The sequence below is a fragment of the Propionicimonas sp. genome, assembly GCF_049840635.1.
Lineage (GTDB): Bacteria > Actinomycetota > Actinomycetes > Propionibacteriales > Propionibacteriaceae > Propionicimonas.
This window is the reverse complement of the sequence record NZ_JASGKL010000005.1, coordinates 2,624,747-2,637,867: the sequence shown is the minus strand read 5'-3', so window position 1 is coordinate 2,637,867 and position 13,121 is coordinate 2,624,747. Positions and strand designations below refer to the sequence as shown.

The 13,121-nt window shown below is 71.0% G+C and carries 9 protein-coding genes; 3 read left to right on the top strand and 6 right to left on the bottom strand.

Annotated elements, in window-relative coordinates; genetic code table 11:
- Positions 1–89 precede the first annotated feature (89 nt).
- Complete coding sequence (locus QM779_RS17755) at positions 90–1,142, bottom strand: BMP family lipoprotein (RefSeq protein WP_428538161.1); 1,053 nt, start codon at positions 1,140–1,142, stop codon at positions 90–92.
- A 209-nt stretch (positions 1,143–1,351) separates the two neighbouring features.
- On the opposite strand from QM779_RS17755, the gene QM779_RS17750 reads away from it, so the two are divergent.
- Entirely contained in the window at positions 1,352–2,890 is a 1,539-nt protein-coding gene (locus QM779_RS17750; RefSeq protein WP_428538504.1) for a YjjI family glycine radical enzyme, read from the top strand.
- A 22-nt stretch (positions 2,891–2,912) separates the two neighbouring features.
- Entirely contained in the window at positions 2,913–3,794 is an 882-nt protein-coding gene (locus QM779_RS17745) for a YjjW family glycine radical enzyme activase (protein ID WP_428538158.1), read from the top strand.
- A 214-nt stretch (positions 3,795–4,008) separates the two neighbouring features.
- Here QM779_RS17745 and QM779_RS17740 read toward each other — a convergent pair whose 3' ends face one another.
- The gene (locus tag QM779_RS17740; RefSeq protein ID WP_428538155.1) at positions 4,009–4,623 is read right to left on the bottom strand and encodes a dihydrofolate reductase family protein; all 615 of its coding nucleotides are present in this window, start codon (positions 4,621–4,623) and stop codon (positions 4,009–4,011) included.
- Between the two features lie 79 nt (positions 4,624–4,702).
- Between QM779_RS17740 and QM779_RS17735 the strand changes: the two genes are divergently transcribed.
- Positions 4,703–5,674 carry a hypothetical protein gene (locus QM779_RS17735; RefSeq protein WP_428538152.1) on the top strand — a complete coding sequence of 324 codons (972 nt, stop codon included), beginning with the start codon at positions 4,703–4,705 and terminating at the stop codon, positions 5,672–5,674.
- 1,407 nt (positions 5,675–7,081) lie between these two features.
- Here the strand turns inward: QM779_RS17735 and QM779_RS17730 are convergent.
- The 4 genes from QM779_RS17730 to mutA all read right to left on the bottom strand — a co-directional run bounded on the left by QM779_RS17730 (position 7,082) and on the right by mutA (position 13,090).
- Entirely contained in the window at positions 7,082–7,768 is a 687-nt protein-coding gene (locus QM779_RS17730; protein ID WP_428538149.1) for a class I SAM-dependent methyltransferase, read from the bottom strand.
- 25 nt (positions 7,769–7,793) lie between these two features.
- A complete protein-coding gene (gene meaB / locus QM779_RS17725) occupies positions 7,794–8,930 on the bottom strand; it encodes a methylmalonyl Co-A mutase-associated GTPase MeaB (protein ID WP_428538146.1) in 1,137 nt (378 codons plus the stop codon).
- A 123-nt stretch (positions 8,931–9,053) separates the two neighbouring features.
- A complete protein-coding gene (gene scpA / locus QM779_RS17720; protein ID WP_428538143.1) occupies positions 9,054–11,243 on the bottom strand; it encodes a methylmalonyl-CoA mutase in 2,190 nt (729 codons plus the stop codon).
- Positions 11,240–13,090 carry a methylmalonyl-CoA mutase small subunit gene (gene mutA / locus QM779_RS17715; RefSeq protein WP_428538140.1) on the bottom strand — a complete coding sequence of 617 codons (1,851 nt, stop codon included), beginning with the start codon at positions 13,088–13,090 and terminating at the stop codon, positions 11,240–11,242. The genes scpA and mutA overlap by 4 nt, the downstream gene beginning before the upstream one ends.
- Positions 13,091–13,121 lie beyond the last annotated feature (31 nt).

The following is a 13,121-nucleotide window of genomic DNA, read 5'->3' as shown; positions in this document are numbered from 1 at the left end:
GGACGCACTCTATTCGGAAAAGTGACGGCCCGGACCACACCCTCCGGTGTGGTCCGGGCCGACATCAGTGATTCAGCGGGACCGCGAGATCACTTGTCGGGAACGGTGATCGTCCCGTCGATGATCTGCTGCTTGTACTCGTCCAGCTTGGCGATCGTGTCCGCGGACAGGTGGTCACCGGTGGTGGAGTAGCCGACGCCGTCGGTCTTCAGGTCGAACACCTGGGTGCCGCCCTTGAAGGTGCCGTCGTGGATCGACTTGATGAAGTAGTACACGCCGGTGTCGACGCGCTTGATCATCGAGGTGAGGATGACGCTCTGGACGTCCTCGGCAGCGGTCTTGGCCTGGTCGGAGTCGACGCCGATCGCCCACTTGCCGGCCGCCTTGGCCGCGGTGAACACGCCGCCGCCGGAACCACCGGCCGCGTGGTAGACGACGTCCGCGCCGCCCTGGTACATGCCCTCAGCGGCAGCCTTGCCCTTGTCGACGGAGGAGAAGCCCGAGAAGTCCGGCGGCTGGGTGAGGTACTTGGAGTCGATCTTGATGCTGGGGTCGACGGCCTTCACGCCCGCGTCGAAGCCGGCCTCGAAGCTCTTGATCAGGTCGGTCTCGACACCGCCGATGAAGCCGACGTGCTTGGTCTTGGTGGTGAGCGCCGCGGCTGCACCGACCAGGAACGAGCCCTGGTTGGCAGCGAAGGTGAGGTTCATCACGTTGTCGGCCGTGATCGAGCTGTCGTCGACGATCGCGAACTTCACGTCGGGGTTCTCGCTGGCGACCTTCTGGACCGACGTGGCGTAGGCGAAGCCCACGGCGACGATGTTGGTGTAGCCGGCCTCGATCAGCTGGTTCAGCCGCTCCTCGCGGGCCGACTCGGCCTCGCCGTTGGTGGCGGCGGACTCCTGGGACTCCACGCCGAAGTCGGTCTTGGCCTTGTCGAGGCCGGCGGCGGCGGAGTCGTTGAACGACTGGTCGCCGCGGCCGCCCACGTCGTAGGCCATGCCGATCTTCAGGGCCGGGGCCGAAGAGCTGGCAGCGGACGTGGCAGTGGTGGCAGCGGGGGTGGTTGTGCCACTGGCACACGCTGTGAGGGTGAGAGCGGCGGTTGTCGCCGCGATGACGATCTTCATCACCTGTCGCACGGTGTCTCCTTGTTGGAAAGTCGGGCGCGGGATGCTGCGCCCACCGACGCGACTCTAGACCTCGCGGACAGGTGCTCCTGACCGCATCGGTGCCCTGTGACGAACCGTTACCGAACCGAAACCACAGGCAGCCGACAGCGTTGTCCGGACGATCACGCCCGCCCGGCTCGGCGATCTCCTACGCACCGTCGTAGACTGGGCCGGTGACGATGGACGCGTTCCGCGCCGAGGCGGAGGGGCTCGTGACGAGCCGTGCCCTCGGCTATGACCAGAAGCTCCGCCGGCTCGCGACGCTGGCCGACAACGCCCTGCCCTACCCCGGGTTGTCGCCCCTGTGCGCGGAGGCCCTCGAGGCGCGGGTGATCTGCGACATGTTCGAGGGGAACCGTCCGTTCACCCCGCGCTACGTGCTCCCTGACTACGCGCTCGCGCTGCGGCAGGGGGTGGCGTACCTCGAACTGGAGCCGCCGACGACCCTCGACGACGCGCTGTCGTTCCTCACGATTCTCTACAGCCAGGTCCCGTCGGTCACCACCTACCCGGTCTACCTCGGCGACCTGGACGCGCTCCTGGAGCCGTTCGTCCCCACCGAACTGCCGGACGCCGAGCTGGACGCGAAGCTGCGCCGGTTCTGGATCCAGCTCGACCGGATGCTGCCGGACGCGTTCGTCCACGCCAACGTCGGACCGGGCGACGGCCGGGTCGTCCGCGCGATCTGGCGGGTGGAGCGCTCGCTGCGCCAGGTGGTTCCGAACCTCACCCTGAAGGTGTCGCCGGAGACCCCGGACGACCTGATCCGCGACGCGGTGGAGACGGTCTTCGTGACCGGCAAGCCGCACGTCGTGAACCACCCGATGATGGTGGCCGACCACGGCGACGAGTACGCGGTGGTGAGCTGCTACAACTCCCTCAAGGTGCGCGGCGGCGCGCACAGCCTCGTCCGGCTGAACCTGAAGGAGGCGGTCACCCGCCACGTCGGGGGCATCGACGCCTTCTGCGCGGAGGCGCTGCCGCACTGGGTGGAGCTCACCGCAGAACTGGGCGAGGCCCGGATCCGCTCGCTGGTCGAGCAGCAGGGCTTCTTCGAGAGCAACTTCCTCGCCACCGAGGGCCTGGTCGACCTCGACCGGTTCTCGCTGATGTTCGGCATCTTCGGGCTGGCCGAGTGCGTGAACGAGTTGATGGCGCGCGAGGACGTCGACGCCCGCTACGGCCACGACGCGCGCGCGAACGAGGCGTCCTGGCGGGTCACGCGCCGGATCGCAGAGCTGGTCGCGGCCCGTCCGCTGCCGTACTGCGGGGGCGGGGCGGGCTTCGCGTACCTGCACAGCCAGAGCGGCATCGACCTCGACCTCGAGACCACGGCCGGCACGCGGATCCCGATCGGCGACGAGCCGGGGCTGCGCGAGCACATCACGGCCTGCGCGCCGCACCACGCGCTGTTCGCGGCCGGGATCTCCGACATCTTCCACGTCGACGAGACGGTGCAGGCCAACCCCCAGGCGATGGTGGACGTGATCCGCGGAGCGTTCGAAGTCGGCATGCGCGACTTCACGTTCAACCTCGACAGCAACGAGTTCATCCGGATCACCGGCTACCTCGTCCGCAAGTCCGACCTGGTCGGGGTGGACGAGCACGGCGCCCGGCACTCCTCGGACTACCTGGCCGCCACCGCGGAGGTCAACCACACGGTGACCACCCGCGCGATCAAGCGGGTGATCGCCGCCGAGCTGAGCCCCCAGGCGTGACAACGGTCCCTGAGGAGCGTTCGTGAGGAACGATCGAACGCGTCACGAAGGGCCGCCGTCACCACCGGGCCTCGTCAACAACACGATCGAGTTCTCGGCCGTCGACGGGCCGGGGAACCGGTTCGTGGTGTTCACCCAGGGCTGCAACCTGGACTGCGTGGCCTGCCACAACCCGTACACGATCAACCCCTGCATCGACTGCGGCGACTGCGTGGTCGCGTGCCCGTCCGGGGCGTTGAGCCTGGACGGTGCCGGGAAGGTGGTCTGGGACGCCGGGGTGTGCACAGGCGGGGACACCTGCATCGACGTGTGCGAGTACGACTCGACGCCGAAGGCGCGGACGCTGGCCGTCACGGACCTGGCCGAGCAACTCCGGCCCGCGGCGCCGTTCCTCTCGGGCGTCACGGTGTCCGGCGGGGAGGCCACGCAGCAGCCCGCGTTCGTGCGCGCCCTGTTCACGGCGGTGCGCGCGCAGTTCCCGCGGCTGACCTGCTTCGTGGACACCAACGGCGACACCGACCCGGCCACCTGGGACCTGCTGGACGGCGTGATGGACGCGGCGATGGTCGACCTGAAGTGCCTCGACGACGGGATCCACCGGCGCATCACCAGGGCCTCGAACGCGCGCGTCCTCGACTCGATCCGGCTCCTGTCCGCCCGCGGCAAGCTCCACGAGGTGCGGCTGCTCCTCCTCGAGGGCGTGAACGACGCCGACGACCTGCTGGCGGCGACGGGCCGCTGGCTGGCCGCGGTCGACCCGGCGATGCGCGTGAAGGTGATCGGCTACCGCGACCACGGCGTCCGGCCCTCCCCCGTCCCCCTCCGCGAGCCGACGGCCGCGCAGCGCGCCCACTACGCCGAAGTCCTGCGGGCCCAGGGGAACTTCGAGCTCGTGGCGGTCTGAGCGACCTCCCTGCGGATTCGCCCTCCAGATGGCTCCTGCGCCCTGGGATGGTCGGATTCCGGGCGCCGACAGGGCGATTCCGCAGGCCAGGGGCAAGCGTGCCCGGAACCGCCCGTCCGATGGTCTGAGCGACCTCCGTGCAGATTCGCCCTCCAGATGGCTGCCGCGTCGCAGAATGCCCGGATTCCGGACGACTGCGGGGCAGATTCGCGGGTCAGGCGAGGTCGACCCGCCAGCGCATCAGGACACTGCCGGACGCGGGCCAGGTCGCCGTCTCCAGCAGCTTCAGCGCCACCGGAGGGCGGGCGTCGAACAGGGGGACGCCGCCGCCGGCGACCAGCGGGAACGTGACCAGGTGCAGCTCGTCGACCAGGCCCGCGTGGATCAGGTCGTTCCACAGGACCCGGCCGAGCAGCACGAGGACGTCGCCGCCGGGTTCGGCCTTCAGTCGGCGGACCTCCGCGTGCGCGTCCTCCCGCCGCAGGATCCGGGTGTTCGGGTACGGCGCGATGTCCTCGTCGGTGATTGTGTCGGACACGACGAGCTTCGCGGTCTCGAGGAAGCGCTCCGCGAACTCGGCCCGGATCGGTGACGGCGGCTCGGCCACGACGGACGTCCAGTAGGACAGGTTCCCGAGCGCCGAACGCCGCCCGGCGAGCAGCAGGACGTCGCTCGCCCGGAGCAGCGAGGTCGTGTAGTGGTCGAAGTCGTCGGCTCCGGCGTAGTCGGGGTGCAGGTGCTCGAAGAAGGACGCGATGTCGTGATGGTCGTCCTCGTAGCGACCGTCCACGGTGACGAAGTTGCACACGACCAGCCGGCGTCCGGGCATGCCGAGAGCGTACGAGTTCTTCCGCCAGTCTGCCCAGAGCGGCGGCGGGTGGTCACACTGGGACCATCGGAGGTGGGGCATGAAGCGGAGCGCCGGGCTCGTCGCACTGGCGGTCACGCTCGCCTGCACGGCGTGCGGCGCAGCGACCGAATCGCCGGTCCCCACCCCCGTGCGGGACGCGAGCCCGATCCTCGACGTGAACTGCGACGGTGTCGCCGACGCCGTGTCGGGCACCCCGACCGCCGACTCGCCGGACGGCACCCGTCCGGCGACACCGGGGGCGGTCCACGTGCAGTTCGGCGGTACCGGCCGCGTCCAGACCGTGACGCAGGACGAGCTGGGCGACCCGGCTCCGCTGTTCTCGGGCCGCTTTGCCGGCGTGGGCGGGGTGATTGCCGGTGACCTCGACGCCGACGGGTGCACCGATGTGGTGGTCAGCGACCCCGCGGCCGGCGGTGGCAGGGTGTGGGCGTTGTGGGGGTCGCCGCGTGGCCTCGCGCCGGACGCGGCGAGCCTGCTCATCGTGGGCTCGGGGAGCGAGCAGCTCGGCGGCGTTCTCGCGTTCGTACCGCGCCCCGACCCGGTGCTCGTGGTGAGCGAGGAGTCCACCCGTCGCGTCCTCCGCCTCTACCCGCTGGGGGCGGACGGGTCCCCGGGCGCCCCGGAGCTCCTCGACGTGTCCTCGCCCGTCGACCGGAGTGCCTGGAACACCGACACGTTCGCCTGGCGCCTGGCCGCCGACGACGACCTGCTGGTGATCGGCTCGCCCGAGTACAGCGACGAGGGCGCCGGCTATCCCGGCGAGGTGTTCGTGGTGAGGTTCACCACCGGGTTCGCCCACGGTGTGCTCCGGTTGGCGCAGGACGCGCCCGGCGTCCCCGGCCGCCACCGCCTCGGCGACGGCTTCGGCGACGCGGTGGCCATCAGTGGCGACCGCCTCGCGATCGGCGTCCGCGACCGGGCCGGCGCAGACACGACCCAGCTGTACGACGTCGGGCCGGGAGAGACCCCGTCCGTGACCTGGGTGGAGACGCGCTCAGGGACGCCCTGAGCCCGGCCCTCGCGGGTCGTGCCGCGCCGGACTTCCACAAACGCTCCCGAAACACGCAGACGCTCCTGAAATTCCGGGAGCGTCTGCGCGTTTCGGGAGCGTTTGTCGTGAGGGTGACTGTCAGACCCGAGTGCTGGGATGGAGACATGGAAGATCTCCCGGCCCGGCGCGCTCGAGCGGTTACGGCTCGCGGCGGACGCGCGCGTGCGCGCGGAGATCGACGAGGCGGTGGCGATCGCCGACCTCGCGGCGGAGAACGCGTGGGCCGAGGACGCCACGTTCGACGTGATCGGTGCGCGGCCGGTACGCATCGGAGCGGACGGGACGGCGCTGATCGACGAGTTCCTGCCGCTGGAGGTCGCCGCGCTGAAGGGCATCTCCCTCGCGGCCGCGACCTGGCTGATCCGTGACGTGGTGAACCTGAAGGCGCGGCACCCGCTCCTCTGGTACCAGGCCACCCGGGGCCTGATCCCCATGTTCCGCGCGTGCCAGCTGGCCGCGGAGGTCGCCCGCTTCGACCTCACGCTCGCGCAGGCACAAGAGCTTGACGCCCGGCTCGCCCCGAAGGTGGCGACCCTGCCATGGCGACGCGTGCTGGGCCTCGCCCGCGCGCTGGTCACCGAACTGGCCGCCGACAAGGTGGAGCTCCTGGCCCAGCGGGCCCGGGCGGCCCGGTTCGTCCGCAAGTTGCCCACCGACGACCCGACGGTCGCCTACTTGTCAGCCAGGGTCGACACCGCGGACGCCATCTTCTTCGACGCCGCCGTCGACCGCATCGCGGACATCCTCGGCGACCGTGGCGATCCCGACACCAAGGACATCCGCCGCGCGAAGGCCGTCGGCATCCTCGCCACGCCGGAGCGGGCGCGGCTCATGCTCGCTGAGGCGGCAGGGGTTCCCGATCCGTCGGGGCTGCGGTCGGACGACCCCCGACTACTCCCCTCCGCAACCCTGTACGTCCACGTCGCGGAGGAGACCCTGCTCACCGGCCACGGCACCGCGCGCGTGGAAGGCGTCGGGCCACTGGCAGCGACGATGCTCGCCCGGCTGATCGGGCACGACCGGATCCGGCTCACCCCGGTGATCCGCCCCTACGCCGAGGTTGCCGTCGACTCCTACGAGATCCCCGACTGGATGCGTCGGCAGGTCCTGCTCCGCGACACCTGGGAGGTCTTCCCGCACAGCTCCCGCTCGGCGCGGAAGCAGGACCTCGACCACACCATCCCGTGGCGCCCGGGCGTCCGCGGCCAGACCCGCGCGGGCAATCTCGGCCCGTTGTCCCGCAAGGCCCACCGCGGCAAGACCCACGGCGGCTGGCGGGTCGACCAGCCGCGCCCGGGCGTCTTCTGGTGGACCTCACCGGCCGGCTACCGCTACCGCGTGGTCCCACCGGCACGACGCGTCCCTTCAGCAACCCCCGCCACCATGCCTACGACCAGGCGCGCTGGGACCACGACCAGGGACCGCCGGGCTGATCGCGGTCACCACGTAGCGCTCGTCGCTGATCGGTCCGCCCCAGTAGGACGGGTCGGTCAGCGGCTCGACCGCCACCGCGCGGCCGAGTCCTTCCAGTAGCGCGGCCACGCGCCCGCTCGGCAGGCCGGCGCCGGTCGACCACAAGCCCTCGATGAGGACGATCCTGCCGTGGGGACGCAGCAGTCGGGCCCACCGTTCCAGCGACGCGCGAGGGTCGGGCAACGCCCACAGGACGTGCCGGCACAGGACGGCGTCGAACCCGGCCGGGGCGAGAGGAGGCGTGGACACGTCGGCCTGCACGAAGGTGACTCCGCCCGTGCGACCCGCCTCGCCCGCGAGACCGGCCGTGCTCGCGCGACCTGCCTTCGACGTCGCCACCGCCAGCATGGCCCCGGAGAAGTCGACCCCGACGACCCGATGGCCCTGCTCGGCCGCCAGCATGCTGAGGCTTCCGGTGCCACAGCCCAGGTCGGCGATCACACCAGGGGCCGACGGCAGGACCCGCTCCAGCAGGGCCGCCCACGCCGCCCTAACCGTGCCGTCTGTCAGACCGTGGTCGGCCGCCTCGTCGAACCCGGCCGCGACCGCGTCCCAGGCCTCCGCCGTCCGCTCGCTCACGCCGCCAAGGTAGTGGTCAGGGCGCTCAGCCGGCGAAGCCGGAGTCCTCGGGGACCGGCTGCGTCCAGCGTGCGGGGACATCGGTGGCGAACGCGGCGAGGATGGCGTCGGACGCCTCCAGGGCGCTCAGCTCACCGTCCTCGACCTGCGCCTCCAGGCGGCCGCGGATCGCCGACACCGCCTCGGAGGTGCGCAACGCGTCCACCAGTTCGCCGTTCACCAGCGCCCACAGCCACTCCCGCTGTTGCCGGGCCCTGCGCGCCTCCAGCTGGCCGGACGCCTCGAGCCGCGCCCTGTGGTCGACGATCGCCTGCCACACGTCGTCCAGCCCGGTGCCGGTGAGCGCGGAGCACGTCATCACCGGCGGCCGCGGCGCCTTCGGGTCGGACGTGATCAGCTTCATCGCGATGCTGAGTTCCCGCGCGGTGACCCGGGACTCGCCCTCGTTGTCGCCGTCGGCCTTGTTCACCGCGATCACGTCGGCCATCTCCAGGATGCCCCGCTTGATGCCCTGCAGCTGGTCGCCCGCCCGCGCCAGCGCGATCAGCAGGAACGTGTCGACCATGCCCGAGACCGCGACCTCCGACTGCCCGACACCGACCGTCTCGATCAGCACCACGTCGTAGCCGGCCGCCTCCAGCACCAGCATCGACTCCCTGGTCGTGCGCGCCACCCCACCCAGGTGCGACCCCGCGGGCGAGGGACGGATGAACGCCGCGTCGCTCTGGGCGAGCTCACCCATCCGCGTCCGGTCGCCGAGGATCGAGCCACCGGTCTTCGCCGAGGTCGGGTCGACCGCGAGGACGGCGATCCGGTGCCCCTGCCCGATCAGCCGCTGGCCGAGCGCGTCGATGAACGTCGATTTGCCCGCCCCGGGGACGCCGGTGATCCCGACCCGCGTCGCCCTGCCGGTGTTCGGACGCAGGATCCGCAGCAGGTTCGCCGCGACCGCGTGGTGCGCGGGCTTGCTGGACTCGACCAGTGTGATCGCGCGCGCGATGCCGCCCCGGTCCCCCGCCAGCACCTTCTCGGCCAGCTGGTGCGGGTCGAGCGTCCGCCGTCGGACCGCGGCCGGGTCACGGCGCGGCGGCTCGGCGTCGCCGTACTGGCGGCCGGGGGCCGAACTCGACTCCGCCCAGAGCGGCGTCCGTTCGTCGGTCATGTGTCGAGCCTCTCAATGTCGGGGGTGGAAAGCGAGATCCCGGGCCGGGACCGGGATGACGGTGCGGGCGGGCGCCCTGTCATCCCGGGCCTGACCCGGGATCTCATCGTTCGTCCTCGTGTCCTACGCGTCCAGGCGCTCGCGCAGCTTGGTCAGCAGCTCGATCGCCGCGTCCGGGATGATCGTCCCGGGCGGGTAGATCGCGTCCGCGCCCTTGGCGTACAGCTCGTCGAAGTCCTGCGGCGGGATCACGCCACCGACCACGATCATCATGTCCTGACGGTCGAGCTTGTCGAGCTCCCCGCGCAGCGCCGGCACCAGGGTGAGGTGACCGGCGGCGAGCGACGAGACGCCGACCACGTCGACGTCCGACTCGACGGCCTGGCGGGCCGTCTCCTCCGGCGTCTGGAACAGCGGGCCGACGTCGACGGTGAAGCCGAGGTCGGCGAACGCCGTCGAGATCACCTTCTGGCCGCGGTCGTGGCCGTCCTGGCCCATCTTCGCAACCAGGATGCGCGGACGCCGTCCCTCGGCCTTCTCGAAGTCGTCGACGAGCTCGCGGGCGGTCGTGACCGCCTTGGTCGAGCCGGACTCGGAGTTGTACACACCCGAGATCGTACGGATGTTCGCGGTGTAGCGGCCGAACACCTTCTCCAGGGCGTCGGAGATCTCCCCGACGGTGGCCTGCGCACGCGCGGCGTCAATGCTCAGCTTGAGCAGGTTCCGCTCGGCGTCGGTCGGGTCGGGGTTGGACGCCGCCCAGGTGAGCTTCTCCAGCGCCTCGTCGGTGGCGGCCTGGTCACGCTCGGCGCGGAGCTTGTTGAGCTTCGCGATCTGCTCCTCGCGCACCTTGGCGTTGTCGACCTTCAGCACCTCCGGCAGCACGTCGTTCTCGACGATGTACTTGTTCACGCCGATCAGCGGCTGGCGTCCGGAGTCGATCCGGGCCTGGGTGCGGGCCGCGGCCTCCTCGATGCGCATCTTCGGGATGCCCGCCTCGATCGCCTTGGCCATGCCGCCGGCCGCCTCGACCTCCTGGATCAGGTCCCAGGCCTTGGTCGCCAGCTCGTAGGTGAGCTTCTCCACGTACGCCGAGCCCGCCCACGGGTCGACCGTGCGGCAGGTGCCCGACTCCTGCTGGATGAACAGCTGGGTGTTGCGGGCGATCCGGGCCGAGAAGTCGGTCGGAAGGGCGATCGCCTCGTCCAGCGCGTTGGTGTGCAGCGACTGGGTGTGCCCCTGCGTGGCGGCCATGGCCTCCAGGCAGGTGCGCATGACGTTGTTGAACACGTCCTGCGCGGTCAGCGACCAGCCGGAGGTCTGCGAGTGCGTCCGCAGGCTCATCGACTTCGGGTTCTTCGGCCCGAACTCCCTGACCAGCTTCGCCCACAGCATGCGCGCGGCGCGGAACTTGGCGACCTCCATGAAGAAGTTCATCCCGACGGCCCAGAAGAAGCTGAGCCGCGGCGCGAACTGGTCGACCTTCAGGCCGACCGACTCGCCGGCGCGGATGTACTCCACGCCGTCGGCCAGCGTGTAGGCCATCTCGATGTCGGCGGTCGCCCCGGCCTCCTGCATGTGGTAGCCGGAGATCGAGATCGAGTTGAACTTGGGCATGTTCGCGGACGTGAACGCGAAGATGTCGGCGATGATCCGCATCGACGGCGCCGGCGGGTAGATGTAGGTGTTGCGGACCATGAACTCCTTGAGGATGTCGTTCTGGATCGTGCCCGCGAGCTGCTCCAGCTTCACCCCCTGCTCCTCTGCCGCCACCACGTAGAGCGCCAGCACGGGGAGCACGGCCCCGTTCATGGTCATCGACACCGACATCTGGTCCAGCGGGATGCCCGCGAACAGCTGCCGCATGTCGAGGATCGAGTCGACGGCCACACCGGCCATGCCGACGTCACCGGTCACCCGCGGGTGGTCGGAGTCGTAGCCGCGGTGGGTGGCGAGGTCGAACGCGATCGACAGGCCCTTCTGGCCCGCGGCCAGGTTGCGCCGGTAGAACGCGTTGGACTCCTCGGCGGTGGAGAAGCCGGCGTACTGCCGGATCGTCCACGGCTGGTTCACGTACATCGTGGCGTACGGCCCGCGCAGGAACGGCGGGATGCCCGGGTACGTGTTCAGGAAGTCGAGGCCCTCGTACGCGGACGCGTCGAAGTTCGGCGGCACCAGGATGTGCTCGGGGGTCTGCCAGCCCTCGGAGTACGACGGCGAGGACTCCAGCAGCGCGTGGAACTGCTCTGCGGAGTCGGCGGGCACGCTCGGCGCGCCGAGGTCGACCTCGGAAAAGTTCGGGATGCTGCTCACTTCGCCACTCCAATCCGGTCCATCGCCTCGGAGAGGAACGCGACGACGTCCATGCCGTCGAACACCTCGCCGTCGATCACGGAGTCGACCTCGTCGGAGGCCGTCTCGGTCTTGCGTCCCGCGATGTACACCGTCGGGACGCCGGCTGCCTTCAGCGCCTTCGCGACCTCGATGGCCTGCGCCGCGTAGACCTTCGCCGACGAGCACAGGATCACGAACTTCGCGCCCGCCTCGGTCACCTTGGCGACGATCTCCTCCGGTGTCCCGCCCTCGCTGGACGGACGCGCGAGGCCGCCGACACCCAACAGGGCTCCGGTGAACGTCTCGCGACCACCGAAGTCGCGGCGGGCGCCCAGGCAGGCGAGGAACACCGACGGCGCCGGGTCCGCGGCGGCCGCGCGGTCACGCAGCGCCTCGAACACCTCGGAGTCGCGGCGAGGGGCGAGCCCGTGCCGCTCGGGGGCGGCCGGACGCGGTCTGGCCTGCACCGGCTCCTCGTCCGGCTTGGGGAACATGCTGACGCCCGTCACGGGCAGCTTGCGGGTGGCCAGCCGGGACGTCCGCTCCGCGGTCGTGGCGGCGATCCGCTCGGCCACCTGGCCGGACGTGAGGGCGGTCACCATGCCCCCGGCGGCCTCGATGGCCTGGAAGGCCTCCCACGCCTTGCCGGCGAGGGCGTTGGTGAGCTCCTCCACGTACCAGGAGCCGCCCGCCGGGTCGGAGACCCGTCCGATGTTGGACTCCTCGGACGCGATCGCCTGCGTGTTGCGGGCCATCCGGCGGCTGCGCTCGTCCGGCAGGCCCCAGGCCGTGTCGAAGGGGAGGCAGGTGATGATCTCCGCGCCGCCGACGGCGGCGGCGAAGGTGGCAATCGTGCCGCGCAGCAGGTTCACCCACGGGTCGTCGCGCGTGATCATGCGGTGCGAGGTGACCGCGTGCTGGACGGCGCCGCGGGCGCCGGCCGGAACGTTGCTGGCCTCGCCGACCCGCGCCCACAGGCGGCGCAGTGCGCGCAGCCGGGCGATGGTCGTGAACTGGTCGGCGTTCGCGCTGACCCGGAAGGCGATCTGGCCGAACGCCGCGGACGGCGCGATGCCGGCCGCCTCGAGGTCGCGCAGGTAGGCGACGCCGGTGGCGAGCGCGAACGCGAGCTGGTCGACGTCACTGGCGCCGGCGTCGTCGTACGGCAGCACGTCGACGGTGAGCGCCCGGACCAGCGGCAGCTCCGCGAGCGCGGCGGCCACCCACTCGGCCTGGGCGCCGAGGTCGGGGGCGTCCCCGGTGCGGGCGGCCTGCGCGAGGGCGTCGAGGCCGAGGTTGCCGCGGGCGTGGTGGGCGTCGGCGCCCTTCCACCAGGCGGCGAGCGCCTTGGCCGCGGCGACCTGGTCCTCTGCGCTGCTGATCGAGACCGGGGCGAGGTCGGGCTGGACGTCGGCGAGGACGGTCGCGACGTCGTCGACGGCGATCGCGTCCGAGCCGGTGCGCAGCCACACGGAGCTGGCACCGCGCTCGAGGTCGGCGACGATCTCACGCGCGGTGAACGCCGCGTCGGGGTCCTCGTGCAGCTGGCGGATGTCCCAGCCGGTGAGCGGGCTGGTCTTGACCATCGTTCCGCGGGTGAACGGCATCACGCCCGGGTGACCGAGCGGCACGTCCGTCTCGGTGTACAGGGGTTCGATGGTGAGGTTGTCGACAGTGGTGGTCCGCAGGCGCTTCATGGCCTGCTCGATGGTGAGTTCCTTGCCCTCGGGACGCCGCCTGTTGAGGACCTTGAGGACCTCAACCTCCCAGTCTTCCCTGGTGGGGGTGGCGAAATCTCCGGCAAGCTGCAGGGGCGTGTCGGTCATGGTTTCACCCTATAGCGCACGTGTCGCCCGA